At 71.9% G+C, this 17,632-nt stretch carries 19 protein-coding genes and 1 pseudogene; 11 read left to right on the plus strand and 9 right to left on the minus strand.

The genetic code is table 11. From position 1 onward, the window contains the following. Positions 1-38 precede the first annotated feature (38 nt). Positions 39-368, minus strand: coding sequence for a hypothetical protein (locus O7623_RS27530; RefSeq protein ID WP_282225849.1), 330 nt, complete (start codon positions 366-368; stop codon positions 39-41). Between the two features lie 182 nt (positions 369-550). Further along, positions 551-1,012 (minus strand): SRPBCC domain-containing protein, encoded by a 462-nt coding sequence (locus tag O7623_RS27535; protein ID WP_282225850.1) that lies wholly within the window; start codon positions 1,010-1,012, stop codon positions 551-553. Positions 1,013-1,176: 164 nt separating this feature from the next. Between O7623_RS27535 and O7623_RS27540 the strand changes: the two genes are divergently transcribed. Further along, entirely contained in the window at positions 1,177-1,575 is a 399-nt protein-coding gene (locus O7623_RS27540) for a hypothetical protein (protein ID WP_282225851.1), read from the plus strand. Between the two features lie 131 nt (positions 1,576-1,706). Beyond that, entirely contained in the window at positions 1,707-4,022 is a 2,316-nt protein-coding gene (locus O7623_RS27545; protein WP_282225852.1) for an NACHT domain-containing protein, read from the plus strand. Between the two features lie 110 nt (positions 4,023-4,132). Here O7623_RS27545 and O7623_RS27550 read toward each other — a convergent pair whose 3' ends face one another. After that, positions 4,133-5,056 (minus strand): oxidoreductase, encoded by a 924-nt coding sequence (locus O7623_RS27550; RefSeq protein ID WP_348775112.1) that lies wholly within the window; start codon positions 5,054-5,056, stop codon positions 4,133-4,135. A gap of 103 nt (positions 5,057-5,159) precedes the next feature. On the opposite strand from O7623_RS27550, the gene O7623_RS27555 reads away from it, so the two are divergent. Beyond that, a complete protein-coding gene (locus O7623_RS27555) occupies positions 5,160-6,020 on the plus strand; it encodes a helix-turn-helix transcriptional regulator (RefSeq protein ID WP_282225853.1) in 861 nt (286 codons plus the stop codon). Between the two features lie 5 nt (positions 6,021-6,025). Here O7623_RS27555 and O7623_RS27560 read toward each other — a convergent pair whose 3' ends face one another. Beyond that, the gene (locus tag O7623_RS27560) at positions 6,026-8,845 is read right to left on the minus strand and encodes a BTAD domain-containing putative transcriptional regulator (protein ID WP_282225854.1); all 2,820 of its coding nucleotides are present in this window, start codon (positions 8,843-8,845) and stop codon (positions 6,026-6,028) included. Between the two features lie 152 nt (positions 8,846-8,997). On the opposite strand from O7623_RS27560, the gene O7623_RS27565 reads away from it, so the two are divergent. Further along, positions 8,998-9,843, plus strand: coding sequence for a hypothetical protein (locus tag O7623_RS27565; RefSeq protein ID WP_282225855.1), 846 nt, complete (start codon positions 8,998-9,000; stop codon positions 9,841-9,843). Here O7623_RS27565 and O7623_RS27570 read toward each other — a convergent pair whose 3' ends face one another. Continuing rightward, positions 9,844-10,452 (minus strand): XRE family transcriptional regulator, encoded by a 609-nt coding sequence (locus tag O7623_RS27570; protein WP_282225856.1) that lies wholly within the window; start codon positions 10,450-10,452, stop codon positions 9,844-9,846. A 47-nt stretch (positions 10,453-10,499) separates the two neighbouring features. On the opposite strand from O7623_RS27570, the gene O7623_RS27575 reads away from it, so the two are divergent. Both O7623_RS27575 and O7623_RS27580 read left to right on the plus strand, forming a co-directional pair. Beyond that, the gene (locus tag O7623_RS27575) at positions 10,500-10,799 is read left to right on the plus strand and encodes a SelT/SelW/SelH family protein (protein WP_282225857.1); all 300 of its coding nucleotides are present in this window, start codon (positions 10,500-10,502) and stop codon (positions 10,797-10,799) included. Between the two features lie 103 nt (positions 10,800-10,902). Next, entirely contained in the window at positions 10,903-11,703 is an 801-nt protein-coding gene (locus tag O7623_RS27580; RefSeq protein ID WP_282225858.1) for an NPP1 family protein, read from the plus strand. A gap of 17 nt (positions 11,704-11,720) precedes the next feature. On the opposite strand, the gene O7623_RS27585 is transcribed toward O7623_RS27580, so the two are convergent. Next, a complete protein-coding gene (locus tag O7623_RS27585) occupies positions 11,721-11,888 on the minus strand; it encodes a hypothetical protein (RefSeq protein ID WP_282229707.1) in 168 nt (55 codons plus the stop codon). On the opposite strand from O7623_RS27585, the pseudogene O7623_RS27590 reads away from it, so the two are divergent. The 3 genes and pseudogenes from O7623_RS27590 to O7623_RS27600 all read left to right on the plus strand — a co-directional run. Continuing rightward, positions 11,821-11,973 (plus strand): annotated as a pseudogene (locus tag O7623_RS27590) (hypothetical protein); the annotation flags it as partial. The gene O7623_RS27585 and the pseudogene O7623_RS27590 sit on opposite strands and share 68 nt — an antisense overlap. 61 nt (positions 11,974-12,034) lie before the next feature. Beyond that, on the plus strand, positions 12,035-12,187 hold the full coding sequence (locus O7623_RS27595; RefSeq protein WP_282229708.1) for a hypothetical protein: 153 nt from the start codon (positions 12,035-12,037) through the stop codon (positions 12,185-12,187). Between the two features lie 776 nt (positions 12,188-12,963). After that, the gene (locus tag O7623_RS27600; RefSeq protein WP_282229609.1) at positions 12,964-13,563 is read left to right on the plus strand and encodes a hypothetical protein; all 600 of its coding nucleotides are present in this window, start codon (positions 12,964-12,966) and stop codon (positions 13,561-13,563) included. Between the two features lie 79 nt (positions 13,564-13,642). On the opposite strand, the gene O7623_RS27605 is transcribed toward O7623_RS27600, so the two are convergent. The 3 genes from O7623_RS27605 to O7623_RS27615 are packed head-to-tail and all read right to left on the minus strand — an operon-like array spanning position 13,643 to position 16,080. After that, entirely contained in the window at positions 13,643-14,662 is a 1,020-nt protein-coding gene (locus tag O7623_RS27605) for a hypothetical protein (protein WP_282225859.1), read from the minus strand. Between the two features lie 57 nt (positions 14,663-14,719). Continuing rightward, positions 14,720-15,208 (minus strand): SRPBCC family protein, encoded by a 489-nt coding sequence (locus O7623_RS27610; protein ID WP_282225860.1) that lies wholly within the window; start codon positions 15,206-15,208, stop codon positions 14,720-14,722. Positions 15,209-15,252: 44 nt separating this feature from the next. Continuing rightward, a complete protein-coding gene (locus tag O7623_RS27615) occupies positions 15,253-16,080 on the minus strand; it encodes a DUF72 domain-containing protein (RefSeq protein ID WP_282229610.1) in 828 nt (275 codons plus the stop codon). 239 nt (positions 16,081-16,319) lie between these two features. Here O7623_RS27615 and O7623_RS27620 point away from each other — a divergent pair, with 239 nt between their 5' ends. Together O7623_RS27620 and O7623_RS27625 are read left to right on the plus strand one after the other, a co-directional pair. Beyond that, positions 16,320-16,955: an HNH endonuclease family protein gene (locus tag O7623_RS27620; protein WP_282225861.1), complete on the plus strand. Its 636-nt coding sequence runs from the start codon at positions 16,320-16,322 to the stop codon at positions 16,953-16,955. Positions 16,956-16,993: 38 nt separating this feature from the next. Next, positions 16,994-17,632: a hypothetical protein gene (locus O7623_RS27625; protein ID WP_282225862.1), complete on the plus strand. Its 639-nt coding sequence runs from the start codon at positions 16,994-16,996 to the stop codon at positions 17,630-17,632.

The raw sequence follows: 17,632 nt of genomic DNA on the forward strand, positions 1-17,632 counted from the left end.
GTCCGCCGTCGCCGACAGCTCGCGGATGACGATCTCGGTCACGACGACTCTCGTCGGGAGCGGGCGACGACGATCCGGTCCCCGGCGGCGGTGGTGACCTCGACCACCTCCACCTCGGTCACCTCACGTCGGCGGGCCGACCGGGCGAGCACCCGGCGGACCAGGTCGTAGATCACTGCGGCTGCCAGGTTGACCGCCATCGGCACCACGACCAGCTCCGTCAATCCAGGTAGGAAGGTGCCCTCCCGTACCGGTAGGAGTGTGGCCGGCCCCAGATCGGCGGTATCCGGTTCGGCATCCCACGACGCGGCGAACTGTTCCGGGCTGACCCCGACCGAGGCGTCCACCGCCACCATTACGCGACCCATTGCACCACTGTGCCAGCAGCAGCCAAGCGTGATCGACCCCGGAGAACCAGAATCAAGATCCACATAGAATCGATCATGAATATTGGACCGATTGGCTGATCCCGTCCTTACCGGAGCGACGCTGCATACCGATCGTTCGGGTGCTGCCAAGCCAAGCCTCTGCCCGTCTGCGGCAACCGAGGCTACCGCTCGACGTACGTGGCGAGGTTCGCCAGCGAGGAGGCGAGGCCGGCGGCGTGGTCCACCGCGCTGATGCCGGCGGGTACGTCCTCGGCGCGGATCGCCACCCGGGTGCCGCCGTCGACGGCGGTCACTTCCCAGGTCATCGTCATCGTGCCGGCGTACGCGGGATCGTCGGCGACGAAGTCGACGGCCTGCACGACCCGTACGCCGGGGACGAGGTCGACGAAGCGGGCCTCGACGATGTCGGAGTCGGCGGTGGCCTTGCCCGGCGCGGTCGTCGCGTCGACGTAGGTCAGGACCAGCCGGTACCCGCCGCCGGGCCGGGCGTCGAACCGCTCGAACCGGCCGGTCATCCCCTGCGGCGGCAGCCACGCGGCGAGCGCGTCCGGGTCGACCAGAGCGGCGTAGACGCGCGCGACCGGGGCGGCCACCACCCGGGCTGCCGAATCGGTACGGGTCACAGCGGCCAGCGTAGCGGAGGCGAGGGTTCGCCGATCGGACCGCCAGCTCGCCGCCGACTCTGGACGTGACCGGTTTCCGACTCCGTACTTGATGAATGCGACTGACTCCGGATAATCGCCCCTGCGATTGATTCAACTCAACCCCTCCGAGACGAGGCAGGGCGATGGATCCGGTGTCGATCGGACTTGCAGTCGCGGCGGTGGCCGGTGCCAGCGCCGCTGAAGGCTTCGCCAACCAGGTGGGCATCGACGCGTGGCAGGCGGTTCAGCGGATGCTGGGCGCGGTGCGGGCGCGCCTGACACCCGGCGGCGCAGCGGCGCTTGACCGGCTGACTGCGGGCGACGGCGGAGCTGGCGGCGGCAGCGGGGTCGACGCCGAGGTGATCGCCGGCGAGGTGCACACCACGGTCGTAGCCGACCCGGTGTTTCGCGCGGAGGTGGCCGACCTGCTGGATCAGGCCGTCGGTAACCAGAAACTGGCCACGGTGATTGCGGTGGCCCAGGACAACGCCAAGCAGATCAACATCGGTGGCGACAATCACGGGCCGATGACCTTCAACTGATGGGCACCCCTGGGATGGACCGCCAGCCCGAGGGCAGGGTCACCGCAGAGGCGTCCGGCCATGCCGTCCAACTGAACATCGGCGGAAACAATTACGGACCGGTCGCCATCAGGCTGAGAACGCCGAGGCAGGTGCGGCAACTGCCGTTCGCCGCCCCCGATTTCAGTGGCCGTACGGCGCAGATCGCTACCGTCAACCAGTGGTTGGACATCGGGACCCGGCCGACGGTCGTCAACGTCGCGGGTCTCCCCGGATCGGGAAAATCGGCCCTGGCGATCCACCTCGCGCACCAGGTGAGCGACAGATTCCCCGACTGTCAGCTGTACTTCGACTTCAGGTCGACCGATCAGCCGATCCGGGTGGAGGATCTGCTCAGCGGTGTGCTGGTGCAACTTGGCGTGCAGCCGGCCGAGGTGCCCAGCGGCCTGCTGCTGCGTTCCGCGTACTACCGGTCGGCGCTGGCCGACCGGCGGTCGGTGATCGTCATCGACAACGCCTCCAGCGCCGCGCAGGTTGAACCGTTGCTGCCCGGAGATTCCGACGCGGTGGTGCTGATCACGAGCTGGATGCCGCTCGCCGAACTGCCCGGCGTCCGGCTGCTGCCACTGCGGCGGCTGCCCGACGACGAAGCCACGGCGATGCTGGCCGCCGTCGCGATGCGTGAGATCACCGAAGCCGACCAGGTCGAGGTGCGACGGATCAACGGCTGTGCCGGGAACCTTCCGCTAGCGCTGCGGATCGCCGGCGCCATGCTCAAGGCCCGGCCCCACTGGACCTGGGGAGATCTGGCCCGCAGACTGGGCGACCCCGGTCCGGGCCGGCTGCGGAGGCTCACCGCCGGTGAGCTTTCCGTGCAGGCGAGCATCGACCTGGCGTACCGGGAACTGCCGCCCGCCGTCGCGCGCGGCTACCGGCTGCTCGGCCTCGCGCCGTCGGCGCTGATGAACCCGGACCTGGTCCGAGCGTTGGTCGCTGACGATGCCGACCTGGCGGACGAGATCCTCGACCAACTGATCGGGTACGCGTTCCTGCAGCCCGAGACCGACACCGCCGTACGCATGCATGACCTGTTGTGGCTGCGTGCCCGGCAGTTGGCGGCAGCCGAGGACCAGCGGGACTCGCAGCGCGCAGCCCAGGAGCGGATGGTCGACTGGTCGCTGAACCGGCTCAACACCGACTATCTGCCTCAGCTCCAGTTCGAGCTGAACCTGCTGCCCGCACTTGCCAGGAGAACGAGCCTGCGTCATCTACGACCCGCCGACCTGTACGTGGACACCCCACTGCTGCACGCCGAGCCGGCCAGTGGAGTGAGCCGGCTCGCCGACGTGTTCCCGGCCCGCCGTCGGCTCATGCTGGTCGCGCCCGGCGGCACCGGCAAGACCACGATGGTGAACCACCTGTGCCACGGCGCGGCGCAGCGGCGGCTAAGCGACCAGCAGGGCCCGCTGCCGATCATGGTCCTGCTGCGCGACTGGCGCACCGGTGACGACGACGGCGTGTCCGCCCTCATCAGGCGCAGCCTTACCCATCGGTACGGGATCGAGTTGACTCCGGACACGTTGGACGTTGCGCTGCGAAGTGGGCAGGTCTTTGTGGTGTTGGACGGTCTGGACGAGGTCGTCGACCGGGCCCGTCGTGAGACGGTGGCGTCGGTGCGGCGGTTCGCTGCGGAGAACCCGCAGGTGCCGATGCTCGTCACCACTCGGCCGTACGCCACGTTGCACGAGGACCTGCCCGGCTTCGACCGGGTGGGCATCAGACCGTGGGACCGGGACCTGGCGGCGAGCTACCTGGCTTCGTTCGGTAGGACCGGCATCGAGGGCTTTCCCCGGTCCGACAACCCGGCCGTGCTGAGCCCGCTGGGACTGCAGATGGCGTTGTCGATGTCGGATACCGATCAGCTGGCAGCGGAGGGCTTCACCGGGCTGATGGAGGAGATCGTCAATCAGATGGTGTACCTCCGGGAGTACAGCCGGGGCACCCTTGAACCCTCCGCCGGTGACCTGCGGGAGGCTCTGGAGCGAGTCGCGTACCGCATGCAGTCCAGTTCAGACGACCGCATCGTGATCAGTGGTGACGAGATCGGCGACCTGGCCCGCCGGGTGGTTCACGACCTGCACGGGGCCGGCCACGGTCGACGTACGGAGCTTCTCGCCCACGCGTTGACCTCGCGCGTCGTCGTGCTGAGAGACGTCGGGCGGGGATGGTTCGCCTTCACCCACACCGCGTTCCGGGAGCACCTCGCCGCCTCCCACCTGGCCAGGATGTCAGGTGATGCCTTCATCGACGTGGTCAAGGAACGTCTCGCCGACGCGTCCTGGATGGCGGTGTTCTCCGTAGCCGTCGAACTGATCCGACGCCGCAGAAACTCGGTCGACGAGATCATCGTGCGGGCACGGGAACGGGGTGACAGCCACGTCGCTGACGCCATCGAGGCGTGGCGCTGACGGGTAGATGCGGCATTGGAGAGTATTCCTGTGAGGAATGATTATTCCTCACAGGAATAATGTTGAGCGGCACTACCTGTCGCCGCCCGGCACCGGAGTGCCGGGCCGCGTCAGAGGTACGTGACGCCGGTGAGCCGGGCCGCCGCCGCCCACATCCGGCGACCGTTGCCCGGATCCCGGGCCTGTGCGCTGGCCTGCACCTCGGCGACCCTGCCACGGATCTCCTGGAACCCGCCCGGCCCGAAGAACTGCCCACTCCGTACGCCGGGGGCGGTCGCCGCGTACAGCTGGGGTCGGGCCCCGGACTCGACATCGCTGACCAGCAGCGACAGCAGCCGGCTGCCGGCCCGCATCAGCCGGCCCCGGTCGGCCATCGCGCGCGGGGTCAGGTTGGTGCGGGTCATGCCGGGGTGGGCGAGCACGCTGACGACCGGCGACCCGGCGGCCCGCAGCCGCCGGTCCAGCTCCAGGCCGAGGATCGTGCCGACCAGCTTCGACAGCGCGTACGCCCGGTTGCCGTTGTAGGAACGCTCCATCATCAGGTCGTCCAGGTCCAGATTGCGCCATTTGTGAACGATCGACGACACACTTACCACCCGGGGCTCCTTTCCTGCGGCCAACCGGTCCAGCAGCAGCCCGGTCAGCGCGTACGGCCCGAGCGCGTTGGTGCCCACCTGCAGGTCGAACCCGTCCACGGTCAACGGCGGTCGCGGGCCGGTCAGCACCAGTCCGGCGTTGTTGACCAGCAGGTCGAGCTCGCCGGTGAAGTCGGCGGCGAAGGACCGGATCGAGGCGAGTGACGCCAGGTCCAGTCGACGCACCTCGATGTCGGCACCCGGCACTTCGCGCCGGATCGCGGCGGCTGCCTCCTCGCCGGCCGCCACGTTACGTACCGCCAGCACGACGGCGGCCCCGTGCCGGGCCAGCTCCAGCGCGGTGACCCGCCCCACGCCGGAGTTCGCCCCGGTCACCACCGCGCGGCGACCGTGCTGGTCGGGGATCTGCTCTGCGGTCCAGTTCCGTATGTCCTGCATGACCGCCGACGCTAGGTAGCCGGACGTGCCGCCGGAGAGACCTGACCAACCTGGGACCACGGGACCTACCCTGCGGGGCACCTCGACCGGCACACTCGATGGTGTGACGAGCACCGTCTACGCCCGCGAGCTGGCCGACTTCCTACGCCAGCGGCGGTCCCGGCTGCGGCCGGAGGAGATCGGCCTGGCGCCTGGCCCGCGCCGTCGGGTCGCCGGGCTGCGCCGTGAGGAGCTGGCGCTGCTCGCCGGCGTGAGCACCGACTACTACCAACGGCTGGAGCAGGGCCGCGACGTCCGCCCCTCCGACGACGTACTGACCGGCATCGCCCGCGCCCTCGCGCTCAACGCCGAGGAGACCCGCCACCTGCGGGCCCTGGCCCGCCGGGCACAGCAGCCGCCGCCACCGCGCCGCCGCGCCCGGGTGACCGTGCCGGAGAGCACCCGCCGGCTGCTGCACAGCCTGCACACCCCGGCCGTGGTGGTCAGCCGCCACCTGGACCTGCTCGCCTGGAACGCCATGGCCGCCGCCCTTTACCCGGGCATCGGGCCGACCAACGCGCTGATCGACATGTTCGACCACGCGCAGGCACACGGCCGCTGCCCCGGCTGGCAGGAGACGGTGCTGGACTACCTGGGCTTCCTGCGCGCGGCGGTCGCCGCCGACCCGGAGCACCCGCGTGCCCGGGAGATCGTCGGCACCCTCAGCATCCGTAGCGACGAGTTCCGCCAGCTCTGGGCCCGCCACGACGTGCGCGAGTCGGTCAGCGGCAGCAAGACGTTCCCGCATCCGCTGGTCGGCGACCTGCGGCTGGACTGGGACGCCTACACCCCGCCGGGCCGGTCCGGGCCGATCCTGATCGTCTACACGGCCGCGCCGGGCAGCGCCGACGCCGAACGGCTGCAACTGCTCGCCACGTTCGCCGCACCGGCCGGGCCGCGTCCCGCCGGGCCGCCGACAGCCTGACCGGTTCATCCGTCGAGGCGGCGGCGGACCTGCTCGGCGTCGGGATGGCCGAGGTCGGTGTAGATGTCGAGCGCGGCCCGCCAGGCGGTGCGCGCGGCAGCCCGGTCCCCGGCGGCGTCGTGCGTCTCACCCAGGTTGACCAGCACGTCGGCCTCGTCGTACCGGTCACCGAGCCGGCGGTGCAGCGCCAACGCTCGCTCGTAGCAGTCAGCCGCCGCACCGTACTCGCCCAGTTGGTGCCGGATGTAGCCGAGGTTGTCGAGGGACAGCGCCGCCCCGTGCCGGTTGGCGTGCCGCTCGTGCAACTCCAACGCCTGGGTGCAGCAGGTCAGCGCCGTGTCGAACGCCCCCCGACGGGCCTGCAACCAGCCGATGTTGTTGAGCGCCTTCGCCTGGCCGGCCGGCGAGTCGACCGCCCGGTAGAGGGCGAGCGCGGACCGTGCCCGGTCCAGCGCCGCGTCGAGGTCACCGTCGCGGGCACACACCCAGCAGAGCCCGAGGTACGCGTCGGCCTGTCCCTCCCGGTCACCCAGCTCACGGTTGAGGTCCAGGCTGCGTCCGTACGCGGCGAGCGCGTCGGCGGTGCGGCCCCACCAGGTGTACGCGATCGCCAGCCCCCGGTGGGCCTGCACCTGCCCGGCCACCGACCGGTCCCGGCGGGCGGCGGCCAACGCAGTCGCCTGGCAGGCGGCGAGATCGTGCCAGTGGCCCTGCCGGTCCAGGAAGGTGACCAGGGTGGCGGCCAGCTGCCAGGCGTACCAGTCGTGGCCGGTGTCGGCGGCCTGCCCCACCAGGGCGAGCAGCACCGGCCGTTCCGTGCGCAGCCACGCCAGGGCCGCCTGCTGGCCGTCGTGGTCGAGCACCGTCACCGCCGGGTCCGGCTTCGGCAGCGGCGCCGACGTCGCCAACCGGTACGGGTCGATGCCGAGGTCGGCGGCGTGTGCCGTGTGCAGACAGTGGTCCAGCAGCCGGCGGGCCGCCGCGTCCCGGTCGTCGGCGGAGTCGACCGCGACGGCCAGTTCCCGCGCGTACGCCCGTAGCAGGTCGTGCTGGTCGAACCGGCCCAGGCGGCGCTGCGTGAGCAGGTTCGCCTCGACCAGCGCCGCCAGCAGCGGGCGTACCGCCGGCACCGGCTCCCCGGCGAGGCTCGCCGCCGCCGCGACCGACACCTCCGGGCCCGGATGCAGGCCCAACAGGCGGAACAGCCGGGCGGCCGGCGGGTCCAGAGTGCGGTACGACCAGGAGAAGACCGCCCGTACGTCGGTGCGTGGATCCGCCGCCGTGAACGGCGTCAAAGCCGCCGGTGTCTCCCGCAGCTCGTCGGCGTGGTCGGCCAACGGGGTACCGGGGGTGGCGGCGATCCGGGCGGCGACGACCGCCAACGCCAGCGGCAACCGGGCGCAGGCGTGCACGATGTCGTCGACGGCGGCGGGCTCGGCCGCCACCCGGTCCGGGCCGACCCGGCTGGCGAGCAGCTGCCGGCACTCGGCGACGGTGAGCAGGTCCAACGGCAGCGTACGGGCACCTTCGGCGACGACCAGCCCGGTGAGCCGGTCCCGGCTGGTGACCAGCACGAGGCAGCCGGGCGCACCGGGCAGCAACGGACGCACCTGTTCGGCGTCGCGGGCGTTGTCCAGCAGCACCGCCATCCGCCGCCCGGCCATCAGGCTGCGGTACAGGCCGGCCTGCTGGTCGGCGTCGGCCGGTACCCGGTGCGGGTGCACGCCCAGCGCGGCGAGGAAACCGCGCAGCACCTCACCGGTGGCGGCGCCGCGCCCGTCCGGGTCGAAGCCGCGCAGGTTCACGTAGAGCTGCCCGTCGGGGAACCGGTGTGCGACCCGGTGCATCCAGTGCACCGCGAGGGCCGTCTTGCCGACCCCGGCGGTGCCACCGATCGCCGAGATCACCACCGTGGTCGGGGCGTCGGTCGGATCGGCCGGCAGCAGCGCGTCCAGCGCGGCGAGCGCGTCGCGCCGTCCGCTGAACATGGGAATGCCGGCCGGCAGCTGGGCGGGCGTCGGCGTACCCGTGGTCGGCGTCGCCGGCGCCGGCCGGGTCACCTGCCTCGCTGGCGTCGCCTGCTGCTCGGGCAGCTCCTGCCGCAGCACCCGCAGATGCGCCCGGGTCAGCTGGTCACCGGGGGCGACGCCGAGCTCCTCGCACAGCCGGCTCCGGGTCCGTTCGTACAGCGCCAACGCCTGCGCCTGCTGGCCGTGCCCGGCCAGCGCGAGCATCAGCGCCCCGACCAGACCTTCCCGCAGCGGATGCGCGGCGGCCAGCGGGGTGAGCAGGTCGACCGCCGCCGCGTACCGCCCCTGGGCCAGCTCCGCGTCGGCCAACAGCTCCTGGGCGTCGAGCCGTTCGGCGTCCAGTGTGGCGGCCGCCGCGTCGACGAACGCCCCGGCCGCCCCGGTCAGCGGGCTGCCCCGCCACAGGGCGAGACCCTGGCGCAGCGTCGTGGCGGCCACCGCGTACGCCCCGGCGGCGCTGGCCGACCGGGCCCGCCGTACGCAGCCGGTGAACTCGGTGTAGTCGCAGCCGCCGTCGACCGCGAGCCGGTAACCGCCAGCCACGGTGGACAGTGCCGGGTCGAGCCCGGCGTCGCGCAGCGCTGCCCGGATCCGCGACACACAGACCTGCACCTGGGTGCGGGCGCTGGGTGGCGGCCGGTCACCCCAGAGCGCGGCGACGAGGCGGCCGGCCGGCACGACCCGGTCCGCGTCGAGTGCCAGTACGGCCAGCACGGCCCGCTCCTGCGGCCGGTTGACGGGCAGCGCCCGACCGTCGACGACCACCTCGACCGGGCCGAGGATGCGAAACCTCATCGGCGGTGACCACCCCTTCCGACCGGGCAATTGTCGTCGCGGTCGGGCGGGCGCGGTGCCAAGCGGTCGCATAGCCGACGCCAAGCGGCACCGTCCACTCTGAGGCGGCGTCGGCCAGCCCGGCCGTACGCACCAGCAGAGTTGGGGGAATCGTGAAACTGATCGAATCGATGCGGGCCGGGGTCGCGGCCGCCGTACTGGTCGGCGCTGTCGGCATCGGACTCGGCCCGGCGGGGCCGGCCGCCGCCGACCCGCCGGGTCTGGTCCGGGTCGGTGCCACCTCGGCGAGCACCAGCGCCGACAAGAACATGACGGTGTCCTGCCCGGCCGGCACGGTGGTCACCGGCGGAGGCGGCTACCTGACCGCGCCGGCCGGGTCGCACCTGGGACTGCTGTCGCTGGACCGGCTGGAGCCGTTGAACAACGGCAGCGGGTTCGTCGCCCGGATGCGGGAGGTGCACCCGGACGCCGGCAACTGGGCGCTGACCGCCGAGGCGATGTGCGCCCCGGCCCCGCCCGGCTGGGACGTGGTGTCGTTCACCCAGGCGCCGAACACCCAGGTCGCCACGGTCTCCTGCGGCAACAAGACGGTGATCGGCGCCGGTGGTCGGATCAACGACGGCTTCGGCGACGTCGTCCTCGACCACGTCGTGCCGTCGGCGGGCCTGACCTCGGTCACCGTGCGCGGCACGGTGGTGCCCGGAACCGCGCCGGTCGGCTGGTCGGTGACCGCGTTCGCGGTCTGCGCCACCGTCACCGGGGTCCAGCGGGTCAGCTTCGCCAACCCGCCGAGCGCGCCCGGGTCGAAGAGCATCAGCGGAGACTGCCCGGCCGGCACCGCGCTGTACGGGCTGGGCGGTGCGGTGTCGCCGGGCAGCGGTCAGGTCTACCTCGACCTGGTGCACGCGATCGGCACCGACACGGTGGCGACCCGGGCCAGCACGGTGGGGGCACCACTGCCGTGGACCCTGTTCGCGTACGGCATCTGTGCCAGCTGATCAGCCGGCGCTGGTGGCCTTGGGGCGGGCGCGCAGATGGGCGCGCTCGCCCTGCTGGCCGAAGAGGCTGAGGAATTCGACCGGCTCGTCACCGACCGCGCCGAACCAGTGTGGCACCCGGGTGTCGAACTCCGCCGCCTCACCGGGGGAGAGGATCAGGTCGTGCTCGCCGAGCAGGACGCGCAGCCGCCCGTCGAGGACGTACAGCCATTCGTAGCCTTCGTGGGTCTTCAGGTCCGGGACCCGGCGCGGGCTGCGCGGCGGGATGATCAACTTGTACGCCTGGATGCCGCCGGCCCGGCGGCTCAGCGGCAGCATGGTCATCCCGTGCCGGGTGACCGGCCGCAGGTGGATCCGTGGGTCGCCGGTCGGTGGCGCGTCGACCAGCTCGTCCAGGCTCACCCCGTGCGCGCGGGCGAGGGGTAGCAGCAGTTCGAGGGTGGGGCGGCGGGCACCGGACTCCAGCCGGGACAGGGTGCTCACCGAGATGCCGGTGGCGGCCGACAGCTCGGCGAGCGTCGTGCCGCGCCGCTTGCGCAGCGCCCGCAGCCGGGGGCCGACCGAATCGAGGGCCCGGTCGAGGTCGAGGTCGTCGCGGTCGTCACCCATGGCACCAAGTTTGCCGCCCCGGTGGTCGGCGCAGGCATACTCGGTTGGTGACCACCAAGAAACAGCCCCGGCTGGAGATCGAGTACTGCACGCAGTGTCGCTGGATGCTGCGGGCGGCGTGGACGGCGCAGGAGCTGCTCACCACCTTCGCGCTGCGACTCGGCGAGGTGGCCCTGGTGCCGGGCACCGGCGGGATCTTCGAGGTCCGGCTTGACGGCGAGACGATCTGGTCGCGCGCGGAGACCGGCTTCCCGGACATCCCGGAGCTGAAGCGACTGGTCCGGGACCGCATCGCGCCCGATCTCAGCCTCGGCCACACCGACCGGGTGGCGCCACGCCCAGTCTGAGTCATCGCTCAGCTGTGCACCGTACGGCCATCGATAGTCAACTCCTTGGATATCGAAGTCGACCACAATACGCTGGTCACCTCGGTCATTCAGGGAGGCCGTCTTGCGTCACGTCACCACCCCGTCCCGTACGGCGATCCGCAGCCGGAACTGGATCGGGGCCGCCGCCTTGTCCACTGTGCTGGTAATTGCTCCCGCCACCGCCGCACGGGCCGCGAACCTGCCCAACCTGCCCCAGTCCGCCGGCGGCTACGAGCTGACCTTCTCTCCGGCCTACGACTACGACGGGGACGGGTGCTACCCGGTGGCGGCGATCGCCCCCGACGGCACCCTCAACGGCGGGCTGAACACCACCGGCGCGGTCAACGGGAACTGCCGGGACCGGGAGGACCTCGACCGGACCCAGACGTACGCCCGGTCCAAGTGCAACAACGGCTGGTGCGCCGTCGTGTACGCGAGCTACTTCGAGAAGGACCAGACCGTGCAGGGCTGCTGCGGTCACCGGCACGACTGGGAGCACGTCGTCTCTTGGGTCAACCAGGCCGCGCACCAGGTCGACTTCGTGTCCCGTACCGTGCACGGCGAGGTGGAGACCTATCCGCGCTCCTCGGTGCGCTTCGACGGCACCCACCCGAAGGTCGTCTACCACAAGGAAGGCGCCTTCGGCTCGCACAACTTCCGACTGGCCAACAGCAACGACGACCCGCCGGAGAACCACTACGGCACCTGGCGGTACCCGCCGATCGTCGACTGGAACGGCTGGCCCAGCACCGCGCTGCGGGACCGGCTGATGACCGCCAACTTCGGCTCCGCCAGCATCAAGATCACCGATCAGGACGACCGGTTCCGCAACCTACTGAGCAGGTCGAAACCGGCCGGCATCCCCTTCGACCCGTGGGCCTGACCCAGCGGGGCGAACGCCTACCGTCGGCCCATGGCGTTGCCGTACCGGGCGGACCTGCGGCCGACCAAACTCGAGTTGCTGGCGAACTGACTACCCGGCCGGGACTGGTCCCGGGGGTTGGGCGCGGGTGAACTGACCCGGGTCGCGGCGTACCGCTTCGACGACCCGGCGGGGCAGGTCGGCATCGAGACCATCCTGGTCCGGGCCGGGCAGGGGCCGATTCTCCAGGTCCCGCTGACCTACCGGGACGCGGCGCTGCCCGGCGCGGACGAGTGGCTGATCGGCACCTGCGAGCACTCGGTGCTCGGAAATAACCACTATCGTGACGCTGATGGTCGAACTACTCTTGGTCCGCCGTCCCGGCCAGACGGAGCCACTGGGCAGCGGTACGGACGGTGCGGCGCTCACCGGCCGCTGGGACGGTCAACCCGACCCGTTGCCGCTGGCGTACGCGACCCTGCGCCGGCCGCCGGCCCCGGGATGATCCGCCGGGCCTGCCCCGCCGGAATGATCGGTCGGGCCGGGTCGTTGTGCATGGTCCGGGCCGCGCAGTAGCCAGCGACCGGTCGCCTCGGGTCGCCTACCCGGCCGCGCGTTCACGGCAGGTCCGCCCGCCTGGCGTGCCCAGCGGCACGGCGGCCGACATCTCGGCCCGCAGGCAGCCGCCGCCTGCGGCTCCAGTGGCCATGCGGCCCGCCACGTCACCGACCGTGACGGACCGGGCGCCACACAGGGACAACTGTCCGAACGATATTCCTCAGAGGAATGATTATTCCTCTGAGGAATACTGCTCTACCGCAGTACCGGTTCGCCAGGACGCCCGGGCCGGGTGGAACGGGTAGGCCTGCCGGGGCCGGTCAGGGCCCGCGCTGGATCGTCCCCGGCTCCGCCGGCACCCCGGGCTGGCACCCGGGCCGTGGACAGAGCCGGCACCCGGGCCGTTGGGCCGGGTCCCGGCGGGGAATGGCCGGCCGGTCGGCGTGGTTGTACGTGGTCGCGACGCGCAGAAGGCAGCGCCCGACAGTGCCGGCCCGAGAAACACACATCCCGCCGGTACGGCCGACGGAGCGGCCATATGGCCGACGGAGCGCCCCGCGCGGCGAGACTGCCCGTGTCAGCGGATGTACCCGGTACCACCCGGATGACCGTTTACCGCACACCCCACGCACCACCCGCCCGTTGCAGGGGCCGGGTGAGGGGTGTGCCCCCTCGGAAAACGGAAGGTGGACCCCCCTTATGGCCACGATCATCAGCCGTACCCTGGCCACCAGCCTGCGCAACACCGCCCTGGGCATCGCCGGTCTCACCCTCGCCGGCGGGGCGATCGCCGCCCCCGCCCTGGCCGCCGACCACGCCCCCACCGCTCTGGCCGCACCCGCCTCGGCGGCCGCGGCCAGCGACAGCGGCAGCGGCGTCGACTCGAGCACGCTGATCCCGCACGGCGTGCAGGGCGAGCAGTCCCGGATCACCCTGTCCGGCGAGCAGACCGACAACGTCAAGGGCATCATCGCCGCCACGAAGAAGGCCGGCATGGACGAGCGTGCCGCGGTGGTCGCGATCGCCACCGCCCTGCAGGAGTCGAAGCTGGAGAACCTGGGCCACCTGGGTGACCGTAACGACCACGACTCGCAGGGCCTGTTCCAGCAGCGGCCGTCGTCGGGCTGGGGCACGGTGGAGCAGATCACCGACGTGGAGTACTCGACCACCGCGTTCCTCAACGGCCTCAAGGCCGTCGACGGCTGGCAGGACATGCCGCTGACCGAGGCCGCCCAGGCGGTGCAGGTGTCGGCGTACCCGTTCCACTACGCCCAGTGGGAGACCCAGGCCGCCGAGCTCGTCGCCCAGCACTGGAACAGCTGACCGCAACAGCCGACCCGACACCGCAGCAGAAACGTCGATGGGCCGGACCCCGGGTACGGGGTCCGGCCCATCGACCGTGTCACCGGCCCGGTACCGGGCCGGCCGGCTCCGGGCCGGACAGGAAGTCGAGAAGTCGCCCGACGAGCAGCCCGATGGTGATCGCCACCGCCGGCACCAGCCCGATGGAGATCCAGATAGGGGCGTCCTCCACGGCGAGTGCGGTGCTGACCAGCACCAGCAGGATGGTCGCCAACAGCGTCCCGGCGATCCCACCGCGTCGGCCGAACGCACTGACGCCACCGAGCAGCACCACCGCCAGGCCGAGTGCCAGCCGTGACAGATCCGCCCCGGTGGGACCAGCCGCCCGCATGCTCGTCGCCACCACCAGGCCGCTCAACGCGGCGAGCAGGCTGGAGCCGGCGAAACCGACGACAGCACCGACCAGCCGCCGGGCGCTCCAGCCACCGGGCGCGCCGTCGGAACGGTTGGCTGACAGCAGAGCGCGGACCGCCGGCACCTGCCAGAGCAGCGCTCCGCCGAGCGTCGTGACGCCGAACAGCAGCAGCCAGACGGTCGCGACCCCGGTGGTCGGGGCGCCGGCGTTTCGGATGACGATGTGTTGACCGTCGGTGACGGCGAGGACGACCGCTGCGGCACCGGCCAGGCCGGCCACCGAGACCGCCCAGGCGGGCACCGAGGTCAGGCCGGTGATCAGGCCCAGGATCAGGCCGCATGTCACGACCACGATGACCCCGACGGCGGCAGCGGGCACCATCGACCAGCCGGCGTCGAGCAACGCCACGTAGCTGACGCCGCTGAGGCTGGCGAGGGCGGGGGCAGCCAGGTTCGGTGTGCCGGTCCGCAGCGACAGCGCCAGTCCGGTGGCGAGCAGGCCGAGACCGGCGATGTTGAACAGCAGTCCGGGGTTGCCGAGCACGTCGGCGCGCGCCGCGATCAAAGCGGCCACTGCCAGCACCAGGAGCAACAGCAGTGCCTCCCAGACCAGGTGCGGCAGCAACCGACGGAGCCAGGGTCGGGTGGCCGGGCCGGCTGGTGCGTGCGACGCGGTCGGCGCTGCCGGTGCGGGCGGGGCTGTCACGTTGCCTCCGATCGTCGATTCGATGTCGCGCCCCACCGTAGAACCGGCTGGCGAGTGTCACCGGGTCAGCGTCCGGCGGGCGGCGGCGACCACCTCCGGGTCCGTACACCCGGCCGCGTATCCGGCGATCCGGCGGCGAATGTCGCGGCCCAGCAGCCAGATCCCGATCCGGTCGGCGAGCGGGCGCAGCGGCGCCGGTCGGCAGCGGAAGCTGTAGCGCCAGGTCGCGACGGTGTGACCGGGCTCGGGTGCCGGGGCGAACCGCCAGCCGCCGGCGAACATCTCGAAGAACCACGGACCACGCACCATCTTCATGCCGACGTTGGTCGGCGGCGCGTAGGAGACGTACTCGCTGATCATCGTCAGGCCGTGCCGGGACCGGGTGAAGGTGCGGACGCCCTTGCCGGGGCGGGTGGCACCGTCGACGAAGTGCTGTGTGCGGATGAACGGATCCCAGCGGTGCCGTACCGGCGTGGTGGTCTGGGACACCGCGAAGGCGAGATCCGGCGGTACGGGGACGGTGACCACCGCTTCGACGACTGGCATCAGCCCATCCTCCGCTTCCGGGACCAGGCGCCGTCAAGCGTCGGTCAGAACAGGGTCAGCGGCTGCGCCGGGATCGGCTCGGGCAGCGCGGCGAGCTGCGGTAGTTCTGCCCGTACCTCGTCGTGGAAACGACGGGCCAGCGTCGGCGCGTCGGCGTTGTCCGGGGTGTGGATGAACACCGTGGGCGAGCGGCCCTGCCGCAGCCAGGACACCGACGCCTCGACCCAGCGGCGCCAGCCGGCCACGGTCTGCTCGACGTCGTCGCGGCCGAGGTAGCGCACGATCGGCCGGTCGGTCAACGCCCGGGTGCGCAGCGGCGTGCGCGGCTTCTTGACCCAGGCGTCGCGTTCGGCGTCGCTGGTCGGCCCGGTGGCGAAGAACGTCGTGGTGTCGAACGGCACCCATTCGGCGGCTGCGTCGGCGAGCACCTGCTCGAGCCGCCGGGTCGCGGCAGGGTCGGTGAAGAACGCCGGGTGGCGGACCTCGACGGCGTACCGGTGGTCGCGGGGCAGGCGGCGCAGGAACCGGGCGAGGGTCGGCACGTCGTCGGGACCGAACGACGCCGGCAGTTGGGCCCAGAGCGCATGGGTACGCGGTCCGAGTGGCGCGATCGCGTCGAGGAAAGCGGTCAACGGCGCGTCGGCGTCGGTGAGCCGGTGTTCGTGGGTGACGGTTCTCGGCAGTTTGAGGACGAAGCGGAAGTCCGGGTCGGTCTGCGTCGCCCAGGTCGCGACGGTCTCCCGGGTCGGGGTGGCGTAGAAGGTGGTGTTGCCCTCGACAGCGGTGCACCAGGCGGCGTAGTGGCGCAGCCGCTCGGCCGGCGGTAGCGGGTGCGCGATCAACCGGCCCTGCCAGGACTTGTGCGTCCACATCGCGCACCCCACCGCGAGTCGGGGCGGCGTCGGCGGCGGACCGGAGAGGGCGGGGCGGCTCGGCACGCCGACAACGATAGAGCCACCCCGTTCGAGCGCTGGACTTTACGTCACGTTCATCGAACAGTCTTGATCATGGCGATTGAGCGGCTTAGATTCCCGGCATCGACCTGCTCGCCGTACCCCCAGGCTGGAGCACCCGACCCGGCCGCGGCGGGCAGCGACACCGGGAGCCCCGCATGGCCCGCCGTACCATCAGCGCCGCCGTCGCCGCGACGGTCGCCGCCCTCGTCGCCCTCACCCTGACCACCGTCCCCGCCCAGGCCACTCCGCCGAACATCCCGTCCTACAGCACCGCGGTGAGCCGGCTGAACTCGCTGACCGTCGCCGCCGAGACGAACCAGTCCAGTTACGACCGGTCGCTGTTCCCGCACTGGATCACGATCACGGGTTCCTGCAACACCCGCGAGCAGGTGCTCAAGCGTGACGGCACGAACGTGGTGGTCAACAGCAGTTGCGCCGCGACCTCCGGCACCTGGTACAGCCCGTTCGACGGGGCCACCTGGACCGCCGCCTCCGACGTCGACATCGACCACATGGTGCCGCTGGCCGAGGCGTGGCGCTCCGGTGCCCACGCCTGGACCACCGCCCGGCGGCAGGCGTACGCCAACGACCTCGGCGGGCCGGAGCTGTGGGCGGTGACCGACAACGTCAACCAGGCCAAGGGTGACAAGGATCCGGCCGACTGGCAGCCGCCGCTGGCGTCGTTCCGCTGCACGTACGCCCGCGCCTGGATCCAGGTGAAGTGGTACTACGGGCTGACCGTGGACAGCGCGGAGAAGTCCGCCCTGTCCGGCATGCTCGCCACCTGCTGACTGACGGCCTGTCGGACGGTCCGGCTACCCTGCCCCGCATGAGTCTCGCGGTAACGGTCGGCATCACCACGGCACTGTCCGGCATCGACGATGAGGGGGCGGCGCGCAGCCGCGCCGCCCTCGACGAGTTGAGCACCGCGCTGACTGCCGAGGGCGTCGCCTGGCAGGAGCCCTACGAGGTGGCGGTGCCGTCGACCCGGCCGCACCTGCGCGGTTTTCCCACCGTCGGTCTGCACCAGCTGCGGCGGGTGCTGGCCCTGGTGGATGCGGCGACACCGGTCACCCCGGTCACCGACGCCGGTGGGCTCGCCGCCGACCGGGAGCTCATCGACGATCAGGCGGCGCTGCTGGAGTCGCACCTGCTGTGCCACTCCGACAGCGCCGGCTACTACGTCCCGGTCGACTTCGGTGACCCGCTGTTCCTGCCGGCCGAGACCGGGGTCGCCGGCGGCGGCATCGTCGGGTCGAGTCAGGGCCTGCTCGCCGAGCTGCGGCGCTGCGCGGGGGCGCTCGGCGTCCGGCTCGACCCGGCCGGTGACCTGCCGGACACCGAGGCGGCCCGGTTGTTCGCCCTGCCCGACGACGCCGACTATGCGGTCGAGACGCAGACCTGGCTCACTCTGCACGAGGCGTGCCGGGCGAGCATCGCCAGCGGTCGGGCCATCGTGTTCCACTGA

It is taken from the genome of Solwaraspora sp. WMMD791, assembly GCF_029581195.1.
GTDB lineage: Bacteria > Actinomycetota > Actinomycetes > Mycobacteriales > Micromonosporaceae > Micromonospora_E.

What these genes read in the sequence shown, in the direction of transcription:
- O7623_RS27530 (WP_282225849.1), bottom strand. Translation starts at nt 368, where the DNA reads ATGGGTCGCGTAATGGTGGCGGTGGACGCCTCGGTCGGGGTCAGCCCG.
- O7623_RS27540 (WP_282225851.1), top strand. Translation starts at nt 1,177, where the DNA reads ATGGATCCGGTGTCGATCGGACTTGCAGTCGCGGCGGTGGCCGGTGCC.
- O7623_RS27550 (WP_348775112.1), bottom strand. Translation starts at nt 5,056, where the DNA reads ATGCAGGACATACGGAACTGGACCGCAGAGCAGATCCCCGACCAGCAC.
- O7623_RS27560 (WP_282225854.1), bottom strand. Translation starts at nt 8,845, where the DNA reads ATGAGGTTTCGCATCCTCGGCCCGGTCGAGGTGGTCGTCGACGGTCGG.
- O7623_RS27570 (WP_282225856.1), bottom strand. Translation starts at nt 10,452, where the DNA reads ATGGGTGACGACCGCGACGACCTCGACCTCGACCGGGCCCTCGATTCG.
- O7623_RS27585 (WP_282229707.1), bottom strand. Translation starts at nt 11,888, where the DNA reads ATGCCGACCTGCCCCGCCGGGTCGTCGAAGCGGTACGCCGCGACCCGG.
- O7623_RS27595 (WP_282229708.1), top strand. Translation starts at nt 12,035, where the DNA reads ATGGTCGAACTACTCTTGGTCCGCCGTCCCGGCCAGACGGAGCCACTG.
- O7623_RS27610 (WP_282225860.1), bottom strand. Translation starts at nt 15,208, where the DNA reads ATGCCAGTCGTCGAAGCGGTGGTCACCGTCCCCGTACCGCCGGATCTC.
- O7623_RS27615 (WP_282229610.1), bottom strand. Translation starts at nt 16,080, where the DNA reads ATGTGGACGCACAAGTCCTGGCAGGGCCGGTTGATCGCGCACCCGCTA.
- O7623_RS27620 (WP_282225861.1), top strand. Translation starts at nt 16,320, where the DNA reads ATGGCCCGCCGTACCATCAGCGCCGCCGTCGCCGCGACGGTCGCCGCC.
- O7623_RS27625 (WP_282225862.1), top strand. Translation starts at nt 16,994, where the DNA reads ATGAGTCTCGCGGTAACGGTCGGCATCACCACGGCACTGTCCGGCATC.